This window comes from Actinoplanes campanulatus, assembly GCF_014647795.1.
Lineage (GTDB): Bacteria > Actinomycetota > Actinomycetes > Mycobacteriales > Micromonosporaceae > Actinoplanes > Actinoplanes campanulatus.
In genome coordinates this window covers 19,991-38,582 of sequence record NZ_BMPW01000025.1, presented here as the reverse complement: position 1 = coordinate 38,582, position 18,592 = coordinate 19,991, and the positions used below count along the sequence as shown (strand labels likewise).

20 protein-coding genes are annotated in these 18,592 nt (G+C 69.6%); 14 read left to right on the top strand and 6 right to left on the bottom strand.

Annotated elements, in window-relative coordinates:
• Positions 1-2: 2 nt before the first annotated feature.
• The gene (locus tag IEZ13_RS37720; RefSeq protein ID WP_183226382.1) at positions 3-1,274 is read right to left on the bottom strand and encodes an FAD-dependent oxidoreductase; all 1,272 of its coding nucleotides are present in this window, start codon (positions 1,272-1,274) and stop codon (positions 3-5) included.
• A 73-nt stretch (positions 1,275-1,347) separates the two neighbouring features.
• Between IEZ13_RS37720 and IEZ13_RS37715 the strand changes: the two genes are divergently transcribed.
• Both IEZ13_RS37715 and IEZ13_RS37710 read left to right on the top strand, forming a co-directional pair.
• A complete protein-coding gene (locus IEZ13_RS37715; protein ID WP_183226383.1) occupies positions 1,348-2,010 on the top strand; it encodes a TetR/AcrR family transcriptional regulator in 663 nt (220 codons plus the stop codon).
• A gap of 131 nt (positions 2,011-2,141) precedes the next feature.
• On the top strand, positions 2,142-2,870 hold the full coding sequence (locus IEZ13_RS37710; protein ID WP_183226384.1) for a hypothetical protein: 729 nt from the start codon (positions 2,142-2,144) through the stop codon (positions 2,868-2,870).
• A gap of 42 nt (positions 2,871-2,912) precedes the next feature.
• On the opposite strand, the gene IEZ13_RS37705 is transcribed toward IEZ13_RS37710, so the two are convergent.
• Positions 2,913-3,521, bottom strand: a complete 609-nt coding sequence (locus IEZ13_RS37705) for a P-loop NTPase family protein (protein WP_183226385.1) — start codon at positions 3,519-3,521, stop codon at positions 2,913-2,915.
• Positions 3,522-3,731: 210 nt separating this feature from the next.
• On the opposite strand from IEZ13_RS37705, the gene IEZ13_RS37700 reads away from it, so the two are divergent.
• Positions 3,732-4,001, top strand: coding sequence for a GlsB/YeaQ/YmgE family stress response membrane protein (locus IEZ13_RS37700; RefSeq protein WP_229795523.1), 270 nt, complete (start codon positions 3,732-3,734; stop codon positions 3,999-4,001).
• A 175-nt stretch (positions 4,002-4,176) separates the two neighbouring features.
• Positions 4,177-5,253 (top strand): hypothetical protein, encoded by a 1,077-nt coding sequence (locus IEZ13_RS37695; RefSeq protein ID WP_183226386.1) that lies wholly within the window; start codon positions 4,177-4,179, stop codon positions 5,251-5,253.
• 22 nt (positions 5,254-5,275) lie between these two features.
• Here IEZ13_RS37695 and IEZ13_RS37690 read toward each other — a convergent pair whose 3' ends face one another.
• Both IEZ13_RS37690 and IEZ13_RS37685 read right to left on the bottom strand, forming a co-directional pair.
• Positions 5,276-5,647: a GntR family transcriptional regulator gene (locus tag IEZ13_RS37690; protein ID WP_183226387.1), complete on the bottom strand. Its 372-nt coding sequence runs from the start codon at positions 5,645-5,647 to the stop codon at positions 5,276-5,278.
• A 5-nt stretch (positions 5,648-5,652) separates the two neighbouring features.
• Positions 5,653-6,462, bottom strand: a complete 810-nt coding sequence (locus IEZ13_RS37685) for a hypothetical protein (protein ID WP_183226388.1) — start codon at positions 6,460-6,462, stop codon at positions 5,653-5,655.
• Between the two features lie 420 nt (positions 6,463-6,882).
• Here IEZ13_RS37685 and IEZ13_RS37680 point away from each other — a divergent pair, with 420 nt between their 5' ends.
• On the top strand, positions 6,883-7,296 hold the full coding sequence (locus IEZ13_RS37680; RefSeq protein ID WP_229795522.1) for an NUDIX domain-containing protein: 414 nt from the start codon (positions 6,883-6,885) through the stop codon (positions 7,294-7,296).
• A 132-nt stretch (positions 7,297-7,428) separates the two neighbouring features.
• Here IEZ13_RS37680 and IEZ13_RS37675 read toward each other — a convergent pair whose 3' ends face one another.
• The gene (locus tag IEZ13_RS37675) at positions 7,429-8,415 is read right to left on the bottom strand and encodes an AraC family transcriptional regulator (protein ID WP_260179693.1); all 987 of its coding nucleotides are present in this window, start codon (positions 8,413-8,415) and stop codon (positions 7,429-7,431) included.
• A gap of 183 nt (positions 8,416-8,598) precedes the next feature.
• On the opposite strand from IEZ13_RS37675, the gene IEZ13_RS37670 reads away from it, so the two are divergent.
• From IEZ13_RS37670 to IEZ13_RS37630, 9 genes are all read left to right on the top strand, one after another.
• Positions 8,599-9,576 (top strand): quinone oxidoreductase family protein, encoded by a 978-nt coding sequence (locus IEZ13_RS37670; protein WP_183226390.1) that lies wholly within the window; start codon positions 8,599-8,601, stop codon positions 9,574-9,576.
• Between the two features lie 28 nt (positions 9,577-9,604).
• On the top strand, positions 9,605-10,507 hold the full coding sequence (locus IEZ13_RS37665; protein ID WP_183226391.1) for a TauD/TfdA dioxygenase family protein: 903 nt from the start codon (positions 9,605-9,607) through the stop codon (positions 10,505-10,507).
• Positions 10,508-10,538: 31 nt separating this feature from the next.
• The gene (locus tag IEZ13_RS37660) at positions 10,539-11,591 is read left to right on the top strand and encodes a beta-keto acid cleavage family enzyme (RefSeq protein WP_183226392.1); all 1,053 of its coding nucleotides are present in this window, start codon (positions 10,539-10,541) and stop codon (positions 11,589-11,591) included.
• A gap of 106 nt (positions 11,592-11,697) precedes the next feature.
• Positions 11,698-13,032 (top strand): MFS transporter, encoded by a 1,335-nt coding sequence (locus tag IEZ13_RS37655; protein ID WP_183226393.1) that lies wholly within the window; start codon positions 11,698-11,700, stop codon positions 13,030-13,032.
• Entirely contained in the window at positions 13,029-13,616 is a 588-nt protein-coding gene (locus IEZ13_RS37650) for an RBBP9/YdeN family alpha/beta hydrolase (RefSeq protein WP_203834048.1), read from the top strand. Before IEZ13_RS37655 ends, IEZ13_RS37650 begins: the two co-directional genes overlap by 4 nt.
• On the top strand, positions 13,613-15,166 hold the full coding sequence (locus tag IEZ13_RS37645; protein ID WP_221246233.1) for a long-chain-fatty-acid--CoA ligase: 1,554 nt from the start codon (positions 13,613-13,615) through the stop codon (positions 15,164-15,166). Before IEZ13_RS37650 ends, IEZ13_RS37645 begins: the two co-directional genes overlap by 4 nt.
• On the top strand, positions 15,163-16,194 hold the full coding sequence (locus IEZ13_RS37640) for a YeiH family protein (RefSeq protein WP_183226394.1): 1,032 nt from the start codon (positions 15,163-15,165) through the stop codon (positions 16,192-16,194). The genes IEZ13_RS37645 and IEZ13_RS37640 overlap by 4 nt, the downstream gene beginning before the upstream one ends.
• Positions 16,195-16,201: 7 nt before the next feature.
• Complete coding sequence (locus tag IEZ13_RS37635; protein ID WP_229795521.1) at positions 16,202-16,912, top strand: carbonic anhydrase; 711 nt, start codon at positions 16,202-16,204, stop codon at positions 16,910-16,912.
• A 9-nt stretch (positions 16,913-16,921) separates the two neighbouring features.
• Positions 16,922-17,254 (top strand): hypothetical protein, encoded by a 333-nt coding sequence (locus IEZ13_RS37630; protein ID WP_183226395.1) that lies wholly within the window; start codon positions 16,922-16,924, stop codon positions 17,252-17,254.
• Between the two features lie 68 nt (positions 17,255-17,322).
• Here the strand turns inward: IEZ13_RS37630 and IEZ13_RS37625 are convergent, their stop codons facing one another.
• The gene (locus IEZ13_RS37625) at positions 17,323-18,567 is read right to left on the bottom strand and encodes a BtrH N-terminal domain-containing protein (protein ID WP_183226396.1); all 1,245 of its coding nucleotides are present in this window, start codon (positions 18,565-18,567) and stop codon (positions 17,323-17,325) included.
• Positions 18,568-18,592 lie beyond the last annotated feature (25 nt).

Here is an 18,592-nt window from a genome sequence, read left to right as displayed (position 1 = left end):
ATCTATGAGCCCAGGCCGGTGGCCATTCTGCGCCTGAGCGGCGGGATGGCGTGCACGGTCCGAAGAACCGCGCGAAACGCGTATCGGCCGGCGCGACCGCCCGACGCGGTCATCCGGGCGTTGCGCAGCGACTGGGCGACCGCGGCGAAGCCGTACCCGCGCATCTCCTCCTCGTAGCCGCTGACCGCCCGGTGCAGTGGAAGGTCGCCCCGGCCGGCCGCGATCAGCCGGCGGCGCAGGAGGTCGGCGTCGCGCAGGGCGGTGTTCGCGCCGATGCCGGCCATCGGGGTCATGTTGTGGATCGCGTCGCCGAGCAGGGTGACCGGGCCGGTCTCCCAGGGGCCGACCGGGGTGGCGCTGCGCACCCGGATCGCGTTGATCGTCGCGGGGTCGGAGCCTTCGACCAGCCGGCGCAGCCCGGTCGACCAGCCGGCCGTGCGTTCCAGGACGAGATCCCGCAGATCCGGGCCGGGCAGATCGGTCACGCCGGGCGGGAACGTCGCGGTGGCATCGCCGAAACCCCAGATGGCGTACGCGCTTGAGGTGTCGAGCAGCAACGAGTCCCCGGCGGTGTCAGCCGGGGCGGCGGCCCGGTCGGGATGCCAGACCGAGGTGAACAGGGAACCGCGCCCGGCCGGGATCACCATGTTGGTGTCCCGGACGAGGACCGTCGGCAGGTCGGGGGCGGGGAGACGGTGCTTGCCGGCGATCGCGAGGACGCCGGTGTCGACGCGCCGGGCGTGGGGCAGGAGCTGACCGCGTACCCGTGAATTGGCGCCGTCGGCACCGACCAGCAGGTCGCCGGTCGCCGTGCTGCCGTCGGCGAAGTGTGCGGTGACGCGCCCGTCGGGCGCGATCGAGTAGCGCTCGAACTCGGCTCCCAGGTGGAGCACCTCGTCGTCGAGCCCGGTGAGCAGCGCCTCGCGGAGACCGATGCGGCTGGCGCCGTGGTGGGCGTCGGCCGGCCCGGCGTCCGGAGTGATCTCGTGTTCCGCGAATCGAAGCAGGTCCCGCAGATGCTCGGTGACGAAACCGAAGCCGCCGCCCACGGTGGAGACCGTGTCCAGGAAACGCTGCCAGGCCGGGGGAGGCAGGCAGTCGTGCAGGGCCCGGCTGCCGGCCGGGTTGATGTGGATGCGGTAGCCCTGCAACCAGTCGGTGCGGGTTCGGGTGCGTTCGAAGACGGTGACCGGTATCCCGGCCCGGCGCAGGCCCTGGGTCAAGGCGAGACCGCCGATGCCGGCGCCGATCACCAGTACGTGGAAGTTCGTCATGACGCCAGTTTCAACCTTGCGCGTGACTTAGTCAAACAGATGGTTGAATAATTCAGATGGTACGGTGATCGCCGTGAACCCACCTCGCCGTTCCCCGCGCGGCCCGGACCGCAAGCGGGACTCCGAGCGCACCCGCGAGCGCCTGCTCGAAGCGGCGGAGATCGAGTTCGGCGAACACGGCTACGCGGGGGCCCGGATCAGCGCGATCGCCCGGCGAGCGGGTGTCAACCAACAGCTGATCTCGTACTACTTCGACGGCAAGGAGGGACTGTTCCGCGCCCTCCAGGACCGCTGGAAGACGATCAGCGGCCCGGCCACCTCGGCCGACCGCCCTCTCGCCGAGGTGGTCACCGACTTCCTGCGCCTGAACGTGGAGCACCGGGCCGGCGCTCGCCTGCTCGCCTTCAGCGGGCTCACCGACACCGAGCCGATGCCCGACGACCCGATCTTCGCCGGCATGGTCGACGACCTGCGGCGCCGCCAGGAGGCCGGCGAAATCGCCGCCGACCTCGACCCGGCGTACGTGATGCTCGTGCTCTTCGGCGCTGTCCTGGCGCCCACCGTGGTGCCGCAGGTCGCCCGCCAGTTCACCGGCCTCGCCGCCGACTCGCCGGAGTTTCACCAGCGGTACGCCGCCCAGCTCGAACTGCTCGTCGCCCGGCTCGCCGACCCCCGACCAGCCTCGCCGACGGTGTCCGATCCGGATCAGACGCCCTCGAAGAGCACGCCGACGTGATCCGCTTCCACCGGCCGTGGTCAGGTCGCCGGTGGTGGAGGCCCACCAGCATCGGATAGCCGGCCGGGATACCCACCCTCACCGATCCCATCTTTCGGGCGAGTGAGCTGGGTGTCGGTATGGTCATCGGCATGTTCGACGGTCTCGACGAACTCTGCGCAGGCGATCGGCACCGGGGGTGGGATTTCGTCCGGGCGCTGACCGCGGCGTTCGGTCGTCCGGTGGTCGAGGGCGATGGCATCGACGCAGCCCTGCTACAGGTGGGCGAGGACCGGATCGGCTTCCCGCTGCCGGCCGCATTGCGTGAGGCCTATCTGTTGTTCGGCCGTCGGAGGGATCTGACCGCCACTCAGGACAGCCTGGTGCCGCCACAGAGCCTCGAGGTCGACCCCGATGGCGTCCTGGTGTTCCGGGTGGAGGCCCAAGGCTGCGCGTCGTGGGGCGTGTCCGGCCGGGGCATCGGCCAGGACGATCCTCCGGTCGTGATGAACATCGGAGACGGCTGGGTTCCCTACTCGGATCGGCTCTCGCTGGCGCTCGTCGAGATGGTGATGGCGGAGGCGATGCTCTCAGCCGACGAACGCAACGTCGACGACCTGGAGCTGGACGACACCGCGAACGCGGTGGTGAATGCCGCGTTCGCGCGCCTGCCGCTGCCCGTCTTCCCATTCTGGGCCGGGATGGACGGGCCAGGGGTCCGCTGGTTCGCCGGTCCTGATGTGCTGCTGCGGAATCACGGAGACACGTGGCTGTCGGTCCATGGCCGGACACCGGCAGCGGTGCAGGCGGTGCGGGAGCGGCTGCCGGGCGAGTGGCAGATGGTCCCGGACGACGACGAAGACGAGGAATTCGACGACTGAGTTCCTGGCCGCGTGCCGGTGAGGAATGCGCAGAAGCGGCGCTCAAGGTTGGCGTAGCGTGATTTTTCGGACGGCCCGGCGAACCGCGCCGGAGTTGTGGCAGCGGAGAACCCGGTCGTTGACCGGCTGGAGGAAGGCTGCCAGCGTCCGGCTGCTGTTGGCGCCGTCTCGTTCCCGAAGTTTATCGGCCGTCCCCTCCGGACGGCGCCGGTAGCTGAGCGCGCCCTGCGTAACGCGGCGAACGGAGCGCAGATCCCAGTCGCGGCCACCGTGCCGTCGGTGCTCGATCGCTCGTTTCAGCACACGCCAGGCGGTGATGCGGGCCGGCAGGTCCAGCCAGAGGATCACGTCAGCGGCATCCCGCAGCGGGGCGGTCCAGCCGGCGTAGAGGCCATCGGCCACCCAGCCGTCGGTCGCCGCCAGGCAAGCGGCGCGTTCCCTGCGCTGATCGTCAGGGACCCGAGCCCACTTCCCGAACGGCGCGTCCGGCCCGCCGGCGGGCGGGCTGTAGGCCACCCGGTCAAGATCATGATGCGGCAGCCCCAGCGCGGCCGCCAAGGAGCGCGCCAAGGTGGTCTTGCCGCTGCCCGGTCCGCCCACCACCAGCAGGCGCCGTACCGTGGCGCCGCCGGTTCCGTCCGCTGATCGCATGCGCCCACCCCTACCGATCGAGCAAAGAGATCACGAGGGACCCTGATCGAGATAGCGCTCCTGCTGGTCATCGCCCGGTCGCCTGGGTGTGGCCGGCAAGCACATCCTGACTCGTAGATCCGGCGCTACCGGGGACGTCTGAACGATCATCCCTCGCGGATGATGCGGGCGTGGCGGTGGAAGGGCAAAGGTGGCCGTATGGTCGGAGCTTTGTTCCTCGGCTTCATTGCTGGCGTCATCGCGAGAGTGCTCATGCCGGGCGATGCCTTCCGCAAGATGAGCGGACCGGCGTCGTGGCTGGTCTCGGTGGGGCTTGGCCTGGCCGGCGCAATGGTCGGGTACGTCATCTTCACCCTCGGGTTCGGTATCGGCGACGACGACATCTTCGACTGGGGTGGGATCCTGAGCGCGATCATCGGCACGTTGATCGTGATTCCGATCGCCGGCTGGCTGCTGCGCCGGTGGGGTCGCGCCTCATAAGTGCGTGTTGGCGTCGCAGCTTCAGTGGTTCTGGGGACGTCAAGATCACCCGCCGGAACGACCGGTGGGGCATTCGATTCAGGCGGTCAGCACGCGCCTTCTAGCGTGGGAATGCTCGAAGCTGGTTCGGTAACCCTCGGGCACGGACGTCCCACGGCACAGGGAAGGAACGCCGATGCTCGGCTCACAGGCGTTGGAAACCGCGATCGGGCTCACGTTGGTGCTCTTCGTCCTGTCCTCACTCGCCTCAGCGATCGTCGAGGGGGTCTCGCGGCTTCTGCGAAAGCGCTCCAAAGACCTCGAAGAGACGATCGGGCAGATGCTCAGTGGCAGCCCCACCTTCGACAAGGACGCGCAGAACGCCTTGGAGAGGTTCAAGGACACCACCATCTACCAGAGCGCGACCATCGCGGCCTCCCGCGGGCGGCGCCTCTTCCGAACCACTGCCGGCCCCGCCTACCTCTCCGCGAAGTCGTTCGCGAATGCGATCGACGAATTGACCGACCAGGCGACCGAGGCGCCGGTCAGGGGCCTGAACGCCCGGCTGGCCATGCTCAAGGCCGACCGCCAGGGGCTCAGCGTCGAAAAGAAGGCGGCCATCGAGAGCTGGTACGACGAAACGATGAGCCGGCTCAGCGGCGCCTACAAGCGGTGGGCCACCGGCGTGCTGTTCGCCGTCAGCCTGGTCATGGCGGTAGCCGGCAACGTGTCGATCTTCCACCTGGCGCAGCTTCTCTGGCAACAACCGTCGATCCGGCAGGCTGCGCTCAATGCCGCCGAGCAGGCCGCCGCGAAAAGCACGTCACCGGACGACCTCATCGACGACAGCGTGAAAGCCGTTCAGGATGTGGCCGGAATCGGCATGCCGGTCGGCTGGCAGAGCGGTACCCATTGGGACAACCCGATGTGGGCCACGTCGCACGTCGCCGGCTGGCTGGCCACCGCTCTGCTGTTGATGCTGGGGGCGCCGTTCTGGTTCGACGCGCTGTCCCGGGTGGTTTCGCTGCGGGCGACCGGCGCAAAGCCGCCATCCGCGGCGAAGGATTCAGCGGCGGCCACGTCCTTGCATGCCTCGGCCGGGGCGTCGGGGGCTTCCGCATCGGTCATGGCGAGCACAGTGGCGACCGCGCTCGGGGCGGTAGCCGAGCATGGCGGCCGGCACGGGACGGCCCCATCGGCTCCGGCCCTCGGCGCCGGCCCGAGTGCGGCGTCCGATGACGCCCCGGGGAATCATCCGGCTGGCTCGGATTAGGAGATGGAGGTCCTCCCGGCCTTCAGCCGACCTCTGGAACACTCTGGGTCAAGGCCGCTTGGACGATGCGGACGGCCTCGGTGGTGTCGATGCCGAGGCTGGTGATGACGGCGGCGTACTCGGCGGCGGCGCGGCGGGCCCGTTCGCGGCCCTGCTCACCGGCCGCGGACACGAACGAGCCCGCCGCGCCGCGGGTCTCGATCAGCCCCGCCTCCTCCAGCTCCCGATAGGCCCGGCCGACCGTGTTGACCGCCAGGCCGAGGTCCGCGGCCAGCCGGCGGATGGTCGGCAGCCGGGTGCCCACGGCCAGCGTGCGGTCCTGGATCTGCCCGGCGAGCTGGGCGCGGAGCTGCTCGAACGGTGGGACGGGTGAGGCCGAGTCGATGACGATCATGCGGTTCACCGGGCGCTGGGGGCGCGCTGGGCCGCCAGGGCACGCCGTCCGTCCCCAACCGTGATCAGCACGAGCGCGATGACGCTCAGGATGATGAAGACGAGCCAGCCGGAGTTCCACGGATCGAGCCCGGTGTCGAACACCGACACGACCGGCAGTGACCACACCACGGTCGGTACGGCCACCTCGCGGGCGTCCTCGACGCGCATGAGGAAGTCGGCCTTCAGTGAGCCCTCGTCGTCGGCCACCACCGGGTGGGTGAGCACGTGGCGCAGTTGGACGGCCGTACCGGCCGCGACCCCGCACAGCCCGATGAGCAGGATGACCGCCGCGTATCTCGCGGCGCCGTCGCGCACGGTCAGGGCCGCGATCGCCAGCACTGCCGCGCCCGCGTACGTGACGGCCAGCAATGTGGCCCGCGGCACGCCGAGCACGGTTCGCCAGCCGGGCCGGACGGAATGGGCCGCCCGCCGCGGTAAACCGGCGCCGGCCTGCTGATCGACCCGCCGCACCCATCGGTCCAGCAGCGACAGGCCCAGCACCAACCCGGCAGTCAGCACCGTCAGCACCACCAGCGCCCAGCGCTGCTGCGTCCCGAGCCCGTCATCCGCGGGACGGATCGGCAGGGCGGAGACGTAGACGAGGGCGGTTGCGCAGAGGAACACAGCCGGCAGGATGGCAGCGCCCAGCCGCGCACGCCGCCGAACCGTCAGGCGTGCGGCCAGCATCGGTATCGGCGTGACGTCGGCCAGGCCGCGCCCGTCCAACCACAGACGCGCTATCGCGAGCTCCGTCGGGCGTACCTTCCTCGGCATGGCGGCCTCCCCATCTTGTCGCAAGCCTTGTCTCGCTATGTTGCGACAAGACTTGCGACAAGTCAATGGCGGCCCTGGTCCGGCACGATGCTCGGCAAGCTCCTTACCAAGGTCACGAGTTCGCCGTCATGGGCCAAGGCCAGTTTCCCCAGCTCATCCTCGGTGAACCAGCCGATAGCATCGCGTTCCTCCGGCTCGACGTCGACCGGAGATCCCGTCCACGTTTCGATGAGCCGGCAGGCCCGCCCCTTATTGCAAGAACTTTGCAATTGGCGGAGGATGGTGGCAGGAGCGGGTGTTGCTTGGCCGTGACCCGTCGTTCCCTCAGCGAAGGGCGTCCCGGATCGCGATGATCCAGCAGCCGGGACGCCCTTCGCTGTTCACACCGGCTCGCCGGCGATCGTCTTTCCGCACCCGGCGGTGCCCGAGGAGGCGAAGGTCGTTTGGGCGGCCCCGGGCGGCGGCATAGAACCCGGTGAGGACCAGCTGACGGCTCTGCGCCGTGAACTGCTCGAGGAGACCGGTTTGGCGATCACCGCCGATCCACCGCACGTCTGGCACCAGGAAGTGTTGGCCGCCGACCACGCGCCGGGCGCCGGCGGCATCATCAACGACTACTTCCTCATCCGTACGACCCATTTCCAGCCCCGCGGTGAGATGACCGACGACCAACTCGCTGCGCAGGAGAACCTGGCCGGGTTCCGGTGGTGGTACCTCGCGGAGATCGCTGCTTATACGGGATCTGAGCTGTTCTCGCCCCGCGACCTCACCACACCTCTGACAGCCCTTCTTGCCGCGGGGACACCGGACCAGCCGGTCCGACTCGGCCTCTGACAGAGCAGCGAACTGGTCCGCCGGTCGCGGAACAGTCGGCCGCGGGACAGCGAAAAGCCGCAGGGTGACTTCGTCGCCGGCGGCTTGCTGCCGACCGGCGTCGTCCGTACGACGGACTTTCTCGAGGGGTGATCAGCCGGCCGGCAGCTCCGTGCGGCGTGCCCGCCATTTGCTCGGGCTGTCGCCGAATCGGCGGCGGAACCAGCGGGTGAACGCGCTGGGGGCGGCGAAGCCCAGCAGGTCGGAGATCTCGGTCAGCCGGTAGCGCTTGTTGGACAGGTAGCGTTCGGCCAGCCCGGCGCGGACCAGGTCCACCGTCGAGGTGAAGGTCTGCCCGGTGGCGGCCAGGTGCCGGTGCAGGGTCCGCCGGTCCATGCCCAGGCTGTGCGCCACCTCTTCGGCGCCGCAGCGGCCGGTCGGCAACAACACTTCCACCAGGTCCCTGACCCGGTCCGTGGTGGTGACGCCTCGTGGCGCGGCCAGCGAGTCGAACATTTCGTCGTGGTGGCTGACCGGTTCCGCGCCGGCGAGTATGTTCGCCGCGCCGAGGTCCTTGGCGTAGAAGACCAGGCCGGTGAAGTCGTGGCCGAAGTGGACGCGGCCGCCGAACAGCCGGTGGTGGGTGTCGACGTTGTCCGGGGCGTCGTGCGTGAAACATGCCGCCAGTGGTTGCCACCGGGATCCGACGACCTCGCGGACGATGCCGTGCAGGGCGCCGACCGCGAGTTCCTCGGCCTGGGCGGAGGGTGCCGGCTCGCCCATCTCGAACCATAGGCGGACGGACGCGAGCCCTTCGGCCTCCACGAGCCGGATCCGGATCGCCTCGTTGTAGGTGTGTTCGTAGCGGATCAGCAGGCTGAGCGCGTCACGCAGGGTGCTCTCCCCGCGCAGGGCGAGACTCAGCGGGCCCAGCGTCGACAGCCGACGGTACTCGGCCAGCCTGAGCCCGAAATCGGTGTGCCCGCAAGCTCGGGCGGACAGCTCCAGCAGGCGGGCGACGCGGACTGCCGGTACCCATTTGTCGGGGGTGGCCAGATCCGCCGGGTCGAGGTCGACGGCGAGCATCTGGGCTTCCGGATCGATGTCAAACGATTGAGCGAGCTGCAGATAGCCACTCAACGTCGCATATCTGATAGAAGGTCGCAAACATCCCTCCGTAATGTCCCGCTGGGGCAAGAAATATGTCCCGCTGAGTAAAGCATGTGGCGAGCATCACGCCTACTGTTGCCCGTATCACGGTTCGTTCGCCTCTTGCGAGCGCCGTTTGTGAGACCAGCCGGCACCCACCCCTGGAGGTAACCCGTGGCGAAGGCCATCCGCTTCTACCGATCCGGCGGGCCGGAGGTCATGCGGTGGGAGCCGGTCGAGGTGGGGGAGCCGGGTCCGGGCGAGGTTCGGGTACGGCATCACGCGGTCGGTCTCAACTTCGCCGACACCTACTTCCGTAGTGGGCTCTACCCCGCCCAGCTGCCTGCCGGCCTGGGTGTGGAGGCGGCCGGTGTGATCGAGGCGGTCGGGCCGGGTGTCGCGGGCTTCGTGGCCGGTGACCGGGTGACCTATACCGGTAGCCCGCTCGGCGCGTACAGCACCTGCCGGGTCATGCCGGTGGCTTCGCTGATCAGGCTGCCGGGTGCCATCGCGTTCGAGACCGCGGCGGCGATGACCATGCGTGGTCTGACGTCGGCCTATCTGCTGAGGCGTATCGCGGCGCTGGCGCCGGGGGACACCGTGCTGCTGCACGCCGCGGCCGGCGGTGTCGGGCTGATCTTCACGCAGTGGGCGAGCCTGCTGGGCATCGAGGTGATCGGCACGGTCTCCACCGAGGAGAAGGCCGAGGTCGCCCGGGCGCACGGTTGCGCGCACACCATCGTCTACCCGCGCGAGGACGTGGCCGCCCGGGTGCGTGAGCTGACCGGTGGCGCGGGTGTGCCGGTCGTCTACGACAGCATCGGCGCGACCACGTTCCAGCAGTCGCTGCGGTCGGTGCGCCGCCGCGGGCTGCTGGTGTGCTTCGGCAGCGCGTCCGGCCCGGTGCCGCCGATCGACGCGATGCAGCTGGCGATCCACGGCTCGGTGTTCGTCACCCGCCCGGCGCTGGCCGACTACATCGCCGACGAGAACGAGCGTGCCGAACTGGCCGGGGAGCTGTTCGAGCACGTCGCGGCCGGTCGCATCAAAGTGCAGATCAACCAGCGGTACCCGCTCGAACAGGCGGTTCAAGCGCACCGGGACCTGGAGGCCGGCCGCAGCATCGGCTCCTCGGTCTTCACCGTCGACTGACGTTCCCTCTACCCACCGGAGGAATCCCATGCAGGACACCATCGATCCGGACGTCGAGCCGGTGGCAACGCCGACCGGCTCGTTCGAGGTGCACCCGTTGACGGTGCACATCGGCGCCGAGCTGCGCGGCGTGGACCTCGGCGAGGTCTCGCGCAACAGTGACCTGTTCGCCGAGCTGAGGTCGCTGTTGTTGCGGTACAAGGTGTTGTTCGTCCGGGATCAGGACATCAGCCGGGCCGAGCATGTGGCGCTGGCGGAGAGGTTCGGGCCCCTCGAAGACCACCCGGTGGCCGGCAGTGACCCCGAGCATCCCGGCCTGGTGCGCATCTACAAGGACCTGGACAGCCCGGCCGAGCACTACGAGAACGCCTACCACTGCGACGCGACGTGGCGGGAGGCGCCGCCGATGGGCTGTGTGCTGCGGATGGTCGAGGGCCCACCGGTCGGTGGTGACACGATCTGGGTGAACATGGCCGAGGCCTATCGGCGGCTGCCCGAGGAGGTCAAGGCCCGGGTCGAGGGGTTGCGGGCCCGGCACAGCATCGAGGCGAGCTTCGGTGCGAACATGCCGGTCGAGCAGCGGCTCGCCCTGCACGAGCGGTTCCCCGACGCCGAGCACCCGGTGATCCGTACCCATCCGGAGACCGGGGAGAAGGTGCTGTTCGTCAACGCGTTCACCACGCATTTCACCAACTTCCACACGCCGGCGAACGTGCGGTTCGGTTTCGACTACACCCCCGGCGGCAGCGAACTGCTCAACTACCTGATCCGTCAGGCCGCCGTTCCCGAGTACCAGGTGCGCTGGCGGTGGACGAAGAACAGCTTCGCGATCTGGGACAACCGCAGCACCCAGCACTACGCCGTGCAGGACTACTGGCCGGCCGTACGAAAGATGGAGCGCGCCGGCGTCATCGGCGACAAGACGTTCTGAGCCCCCTCTTCCCCTGGACTGGAGACCCCCCATGCATTTCCTTGACGACTCGCTGTGGCCCGAGACCCAGGAGAAGCTGGTCATCACCGCCGCCCCCTACGGGCCGGAGTGGGAGCCGGGCGACTTCCCCGAGGACATTCCGGTGACGATGGACCAGCAGGTCCAGGCCGCGGTCGACTGCTACAACGCGGGCGCCACCGTGCTGCACATCCACGTGCGTGAGCTCAACGGCAAGGGCTCGAAGCGGATGTCGATGTTCAACGAGCTGCTCGGCCGGCTGCGCGACGCCGTACCCGACATGATTCTGCAGATCGGTGGGTCGATCTCCTTCACCCCGGAGAACGACGGTGAGGCGGCCAAGTGGCTCGAAGACGAGGCCCGGCACCTGCTGACCACCCTCGACCCGGCCCCGGACCAGGTCACCATCGCCATCAACACCAGCCAGATGAACATCGTCGAGCTGATGACCGCCGACGACATCGCCGGCACGTCGTTCGAGCGGCCCGCGCTGCACGAGGCGTTCCGTAACATGGTCGTCCCGGCCGAGCCGGCCTGGGTCGAGGAGCACCTCAAGCGGCTGCGTGCGGCCGGCATCCAGCCGCACTTCCAGCTCGCCCACAGTGCGCAGCTGGAGACCGTCGAGCGCCTGGTCCGCCGGGGCGTCTACACCGGCCCGCTCAACATCAGCTGGGTGGCGATCGGTGGCGGCTTCGACGGCCCGAACCCGTACACCATGATGGACTTCATCCGGCGCGTGCCGGACGGCGCGAGCCTGACCCTGGAATCGATCATGCGCGCCGTGCTGCCGATCAACACCATGGGCATCGCCATGGGCCTGCACACCCGCTGCGGCAACGAGGACAACCTCTGGTACGCCAAGGGCGAGAAGATGACCTCCGTCCGGCAGGTCGAGCAGTTGGTCCGAATCGCCGGGGAGCTGGGCCGTAAGGTGGCCGACGGCAAGGAAGCCCGCGACATCTACAAGATCGGCGAGTACTGGGACAGCGCCGACGAAGCCCTGGCCAAGCTCGGCTACCCGCCCAACCGCAAGCCGGGACAGCTCGGCTTCACCTTCCACGCCTGAGTTCGCAGCCCTGATCCGCTCGCGTGGGGTGCGCTGCGCGGTACCCCACGCCTTCACCCCTTCTGGTACTCATACCACCTTCCCCTGGCTCAGTCTTGGAGCGATCATGGCCATGCCCGTCAACGCGGATGTCGCGCCGCCGGCCACACCTTCCATCCGGGTCTCCCGGGTCTTCCCGTGGGTCGTCTTCACCCTCACCTTCGGGCTCCTGCTGTCGGACTACATGTCACGGCAGGTCCTGTCGGCGGTGTTCCCGTTCCTGAAAGAGGAGTGGGGGCTCACCGACACCCAACTGGGCAGCCTGACCAGCATCGTCGCCCTCACCGTCGGCATCCTCGCGGTCCCACTGTCGCTGGTCGGCGACCGCTGGGGACGGGTGAGGTCGATCGTCGTCATGGCGGTCGTCTGGAGCCTCGCCACACTCGGCTGCGCCCTCGCCGCCGGATACGGGCACCTGCTCGCGGCCCGCCTGTTCATCGGTGTGGGCGAGGCCGCGTACGGCAGTGTCGGCCTCGCCGTCGTCCTCGCGGTCTTCTCCGCACGACGGCGGGCCTCGCTCACCGGCGCCTTCATGGCCGCCGGCTCCTTCGGATCAGTCCTCGGCGTCGCGCTCGGCGGCGTGCTCGCCGTCCAGTTCGGATGGCGCTGGGCCTTCGCGGCCATGGGCATCTTCGGACTCGTCCTCGCCGGCCTCTACCTGGCGACCATCAACGAACGCAAACTGGCCGCGCACAGGGTCGACGACAACGCCGACACCGGCCCGGCACTGGCGGCCGGACAGCGGCGCGCCCGCCTGACCACACTGTTCTCCACCCCCGCGGTGGTGTTCGCCTACCTCGGCGGCGGGCTGCAACTGTTCATCACCGGCTCACTGTTCGCCTGGCTGCCCAGCTACTTCAACCGGGCGTACGACATGGCGCCGGACCGGGCCGCCAAGGTCGCCGCCCTGTTCATCCTGATCATCGGAGCCGGCATGGTCGTCTGCGGCCTGATCACCGACCGTGTCGGGCAGACCCGGCCGACCGGCAAATGGACCACCGCCATCGTCTTCGCGACCCTGACCCTGATCCTCCTCGGCGCGGGTTTCGCGGTACAACCGGGCGGAGCGCAGATGCTGCTGCTCGCACTGGGCTGCTTCTTCGCCGCCGGCACGACCGGCCCCACCGGCGCGATGGTGGCCCGACTGACCCACGAATCGATCCGCGCCACCGCGTTCGGCACACTCACCCTCTTCAACAACGTGCTCGGCCTCGCCGCCGGACCGCTCGTGACCGGCGCCCTCGCCGACCGCCTCGGCCTGGAAACCGCCATGCGATACGTCCCACTGGCAGCGGTGATCGCCGTCGTCCTGCTGATCGCGGGACGCCAGGCCTACCCGTCCAGCATCCGGCGCCTCGAACCCGCGACGGCCACCGAGGCCCGGGACGGGGACACCGCGTGATACCCGGCCCGGGCGCGGTGATCATCACGGTGCCCGGGCTCCGCGGGCACGTACCCGACCACTGGCAGACCAGGCTCGCCGGCAGCCTGGCGAACGTTCGGCCCGTCACACCGCTCGGACGGGAGAATCCGAGCCTGGACGAGCGGGTGACGGCACTACAACTCGCGGTCGAGACGGCCGGCGAACCGGTCGTCATCGTGGCGCACAGCGCCGGCGTGATCGTCACCGTCCACTGGGCCGCCCGCCATCCCGGAACCGCCCGGCAGGTGCGGGGCGCGCTCCTGGCCACCCCACCGGACCTGGCGGCGCCACTACCCGCCGTCTACCCCTCGCTGTCCACCCTGGCCGACCACGGCTGGCTACCGATACCCCGGCTGCCGCTGCCCTTCCCCAGCATCGTGGCCGCCAGCTCCGACGACCCGCTCGGAGATCCGGCACGGGTGCGGGCCCTCGCCGGCGCCTGGGGCAGCCGCCACCACGACCTCGGCACCGTGGGCCATCTCAATCCGGCATCCGGCTACGGCCCTTGGCCGGGAGCCGGGCCGCTCATCACCGAACTCGACCACGCAAAGGCGCTGCAATGATCCTCAACCTCGCCACCCTGCTGGAAGACAGCGCCCGACGGCACCCGGACCGCGACGCGGTCGTGCTCGGCGACACCCGGCTGTCGTACGCCGACGTCGATCGGGCCGCTGATCAGGTGGCCGGCCTGCTGGTGGACCTGGGAGTCCAGCCGGGCGACCGGGTCGCCCTGTCCTGCCCGAACCTGCCGTACTTCCCGATCGTCTACTACGGCATCCTCAAAGCGGGCGCGGTCGTCGTACCGCTGAATGTGCTTCTCAAAGGCCGCGAAATCGCTTATCACCTGGCAGACTCGCAGGCCACGGCATACCTGTGTTTCGAGGGCACCGCCGATCTGCCGATGGGCGCCGAGGGGTTCGCCGGCTTCCAGCAGACGCCCGGCTGCGAGCGGTTCCTGCTCATCACGGCCGACCCGGCGGCGGCCTCGCCGATCGAGGGCGCCCGCACCCTCGGCCAGGCGCTCGCCGGCCGGTCCGGCCCCTTCGACACGGTGGCCACGAACGAGACCGACACCGCGGTCATCCTCTACACCAGCGGAACGACCGGACAGCCCAAAGGCGCCGAACTGTCGCACGGCAACCTGGTGTTCAACGCGCTCACCTGCAACCGCCTGTTCGGCAACCTCGCCACCGACCACGAGCGGCATCTGATCACGCTTCCGCTGTTCCACTCGTTCGGTTCGACCGTGCAGATGAACGCCGGCTTCGCGGTCGCCTCGACCCTGGTGCTTCTGCCACGGTTCCAGGCGGACCAGGCGGTCGCGCTGCTGCAACGGGAGAAGATCACCTTCTTCGCCGGGGTGCCGACGATGTACTGGGGCCTGCTCGGCGCGCTGCACGAGGGTGTCGACGTGGCGGAGATCGCTCGCACCATGCGGGTGGCCGTCTCGGGTGGCGCGTCGCTCCCGGTGGAGATCATCAACCAGTTCCAGGAACGGTTCGGGGTACAGATCCTGGAAGGGTACGGCCTGTCCGAGACGTCACCCGTCGCCACCTTCAGCGACCCGGAACGCGATCCCCGTCCCGGCTCCATCGGCGTACCGATCTGGGGTGTCCAGGTGAAACTGATCGACGCCGCAGGGAAGACGGTCGAGGGTGCGGACCAGATCGGCGAGATCGCCATCCGCGGCCACAACATCATGAAGGGTTACCACCGCCGGCCGGAGGCGACCGCCGAGGTGATGCGGGACGGCTGGTTCCGCACCGGGGACCTGGCCCGCCGGGACGCGGACGGCTTCTACTACATCGTCGACCGCGCCAAAGACATGATCATCCGGGGCGGCTTCAACGTGTATCCCCGCGAGATCGAGGAGGTGCTGCTGACCCACCCGGCGGTCTCCCTCGCCGCCGTCGTCGGGGTGCCGCACTCCTGCTACGGCGAGGAGGTCAAGGCCTTCGTGATCCGTTCCGGTGCGGTCACCGAAGGCGACCTGATCGCCTGGTGCCGCGAGACCATGGCGTCCTACAAATACCCCCGCATCGTCGAGTTCGTCGACGAGCTGCCGATGACGGCGACCGGCAAGATCCTCAAGCGCGAACTGGCCGGTCGTTGACCGCGACGGACGTGGCCGCCCAGGCCCCGGCCGTCCGCCACCAGCAGCCGGGTCTCGCGCCCGGCCTGCTGGTGGCCGCGGCCGGCCTCGGCGGCGCGCTGCTCGCCCACCGGATCGTGCCCCAGATCGGCGTGCTCACCTGGGCGGTCGCCCTCGGCGTCGCGGCCGCCAACCTCAACCTGCTGCCCCGCCGCGGCCGAGCCGTCCTCGGCCGGCTCACCAAGCGGCTGCTGCGAACAGGCGTGATGTTGCTCGGCTTCTCGGTGTCGATCGACGCGATAACCGCACTCGGCGCACCCGTCATCGCCGCGGTCGCCGGCACGCTGCTCGCCACCCTCGTGGGCACCACCTGGCTGGGCACCCGGATGCGCCTGGGCGGGCCGCGCAGCCTGCTCATCGGCACCGGTGTGGCGATCTGCGGCGCGGCGGCCATCGCCGCCATGGAGGACGCCGCCGAAGCCGACGAGGAGGACGTCACCACCGCCATCGCGATGATCACTCTGTTCGGCACGATCGCGCTGACGGTGTTTCCGCTGCTGCGCTCGCCGCTCGGTCTCGACGACGTGCAGTACGGCGTGTGGACCGGCGCGGCGGTACACGAGGTCGGCCAGGTAGTGGCCGCTGCCAGCCCGGCCGGCGCGGCCGTCGTCACCGTCGCGGTCGTCGTCAAACTCACCCGGGTACTGCTTCTCGCCCCGGTCGTCGCCGGCGTGAGCGCGCTGCGCCGGATCCGTTCACCCCGTACCGGTGGCGAGACCGCACGCCCGCCGCTGATCCCGCTGTTCGTCCTCGGCTTTCTCGCCTGTGCGGGGTTGCGCAGCGCGGGCGTCGTACCGCAGCCGGCGCTCGACTGGATCGGCACACTTCAGACGATCTCGCTCGGCGTCGCCCTGTTCGGCATGGGCGCCAGTGTCCACCTCGCCTCACTGGTACGCCGCAGCAGGGCCGCGGTCCTGCTCACGGCGGCGGCCACGCTCTTCATCACGGCCGGCGCACTCGGCGCCACCCTGCTGGTCGTACCCCGATGAATGCCTCGTGGCTTTCCGCGACCGAAGCCAGGCGGCCGACTTCCCACCCATGGGCTGGCGTGTCATCCTCACTTCTGTGGAACCGGGACGGTTGTTCTCCGATCCGACAGCCGCGCCGATCCCGCCGCAACAGGTGGCGCGATACCACGGCCGGCCGGACCCGGTCGAAGCGCTGGCCCGTCTGCGCGCGGGCAACGCCCGATTCACGTCACGAGCCGCGCATCCCGGCAACGTCTTCAACGGCGGCGTCGACGCCCAGCCCTACGCGGTCGTCGTCGGCTGCATCGATGCCCGGGTGCCGGTGGAAACGGTGCTCGGCCAGGGCATCGGAGCGATCTGTGTCGCCCGTTCCGCCGGCCACGTACTGGACCGCGCCGTGATGGGCTCGGTCGAGTTCGCGGTGACCGAGCTACAGGTGCCGCTGGTGGTCGTGCTCGGACATGACGACTGCCGCGCGGTAGCCGCCGCGTACGAGGCGGTCCGCACCGGACGCCGGCCCGCCGGTGGCCGCCAGTTCCTGATCGACCAGATCACTCCCGCGATACCGGCGGCCAGACCGATCGACTACAACCTCGGCAAGGCCACACGCAGCCACATCCACCGGACAGTGGCCACTCTCAAGCAGGCCGCATACTTGAAGGAGGCGCTCGCGGCCCGTCGCGTCGACGTCGTCGGCGCGATCTACCGACTGGAAAACGGTCGCATCGAGATGCTGTAGGAGCCGGCGGTGGAGATGGTCGAACAACTCGTTTCCCGGACGGATGCCGCTTACCAGCGATGGTTGGCGTCGGTCACCGACGACGTCGAAGCCGACGGGGTGTACGTGTACTGCCGGGAATCCCTGCCGGAGCGCAACACGACCTACGAGATCGGCGAATGGCTCACGGGCTACCTCATGATCGGCCAGGACGGCGACCGGGGATTCTTCCTCAGGTGCGACGGTGGCGGCCCGGTGTTCCGGGCCGACCTGGGCGGTCTCGGCGAAGTCGACCTTCAGGTTGTTGCGCCCGCGTTCGAGGTGTGGCTGCGTTCCGGGTTCGCCCTGCCACCCGATCCGTAGCCGGACATGCCACTGACCGCCGACGTCTATATCGACGAGATTCCGGTCGATGGAGTTGCGTTGCGGTGTCAGCCGGCGAGCATTCCCGCCGCGCGGCTTTCCAGGTCGTGGGCGGCGTCGACCAGGTCGGCCATCTCGGCGAACAACACCGCCCGCCCATCGGCGCCGAGGTCCGGCACCGGCGGCAGGCCGGCGATGCGTTCGTCGATCTCGCGTACGTCGGCGCCGGTCATGGCGAGCAACATCCGGCGCTCGCACAGTTCGCCGTACTCGCCCGCGTGTGCCTCGGCCCGTGCGGCAAGCGCCGACCACCGGGCGCCCGACTCGCGGAACAGCTTCGCCGCCTCGGACAGCGCCGGCCGTTCCAGGGTGCCGGCCGCCTCGTCCAGGAAGTCCGCGTAGAGCGGGCGGGTGCCGCCCGGCGCCGTGTGCGACAGTTCGAGGCACTCGTAGAGCCGGCGCATCGCCATGCCGAACGACTCCGGCGAACCGAATCTGCGTTGCCATCCCGACCTGGTCCGGCCGTCGCGTAGCTGATCGGAGAACCGGCGCATGCCGGAGAAGCCGAAGTTCGCGTCGAAGCTGTGCCCGAGGACCGGCCCGGTGAGGTGCGCGACGGTGGTCGCGATCGCACCTTCGACATCCGGCCGGCCGGCGCCGACGGTCTCCAGCACGATCCGGTGGTGCCGGCCCTTCCTGTGCCCGGCCCAGGCCGCCGCGAACTCGTCCACCGACAGCCGGTGGGGCACCGCGGCGCAGTCGTCCACGAGCACGGCGTCGCCTTCGATGCCGGCAACCACCACACCGTACGGCTCCGTCGCGAGCGCCACCTCGCCGTTGTGCCAGGGTAGCCGCGCCTGGTCCACGCTCACATAGACCGGCCTGCCCCGCTCAACGGCGGCGCGCAACGCGTCCAGAGCGCGCGGCGTCGACGTACTGTGCGCTTCGGTGAAGGTGAGTGGCAGCCGGCGCAGCACCGACGTGATCCAGGGATCCGGGTGGTGCTGTGCCACGATCGTCAGGATCGGTGGCATGCCGCGGTACTCGAAGACCGCGTACATGAAGCCGATACCCCCGGCGAGCCCACACGCCAGCGCCTCCGAGCACGCGATCCCGCCCTGGCGCAGCAGGTGCACGGCGAGCGAACTGGGCCGGTGCTGCCGGGGCCCGAAGGTGTCGTAGCCGGGAACCAGCCCGCTCGGCAACGCGGGCGACTCCGGCCGGACCACATGGCGGCGGGCGGTGGTGTACGACTCCCCGGTGCGCGTCATACGCTCGCGCACCAGCTTCTTGAGCCGGCGTTGGTCGGTCACGTCCTGTCCTGTCCTGGACGACGGC

Excerpts from the sequence above, each read along its gene's own strand:
- IEZ13_RS37720 (WP_183226382.1), bottom strand. The coding sequence starts at position 1,274 with ATGACGAACTTCCACGTACTGGTGATCGGCGCCGGCATCGGCGGTCTC.
- IEZ13_RS37710 (WP_183226384.1), top strand. The coding sequence starts at position 2,142 with ATGTTCGACGGTCTCGACGAACTCTGCGCAGGCGATCGGCACCGGGGG.
- IEZ13_RS37705 (WP_183226385.1), bottom strand. The coding sequence starts at position 3,521 with ATGCGATCAGCGGACGGAACCGGCGGCGCCACGGTACGGCGCCTGCTG.
- IEZ13_RS37695 (WP_183226386.1), top strand. The coding sequence starts at position 4,177 with ATGCTCGGCTCACAGGCGTTGGAAACCGCGATCGGGCTCACGTTGGTG.
- IEZ13_RS37690 (WP_183226387.1), bottom strand. The coding sequence starts at position 5,647 with ATGATCGTCATCGACTCGGCCTCACCCGTCCCACCGTTCGAGCAGCTC.
- IEZ13_RS37685 (WP_183226388.1), bottom strand. The coding sequence starts at position 6,462 with ATGCCGAGGAAGGTACGCCCGACGGAGCTCGCGATAGCGCGTCTGTGG.
- IEZ13_RS37665 (WP_183226391.1), top strand. The coding sequence starts at position 9,605 with ATGCAGGACACCATCGATCCGGACGTCGAGCCGGTGGCAACGCCGACC.
- IEZ13_RS37660 (WP_183226392.1), top strand. The coding sequence starts at position 10,539 with ATGCATTTCCTTGACGACTCGCTGTGGCCCGAGACCCAGGAGAAGCTG.
- IEZ13_RS37655 (WP_183226393.1), top strand. The coding sequence starts at position 11,698 with ATGGCCATGCCCGTCAACGCGGATGTCGCGCCGCCGGCCACACCTTCC.
- IEZ13_RS37645 (WP_221246233.1), top strand. The coding sequence starts at position 13,613 with ATGATCCTCAACCTCGCCACCCTGCTGGAAGACAGCGCCCGACGGCAC.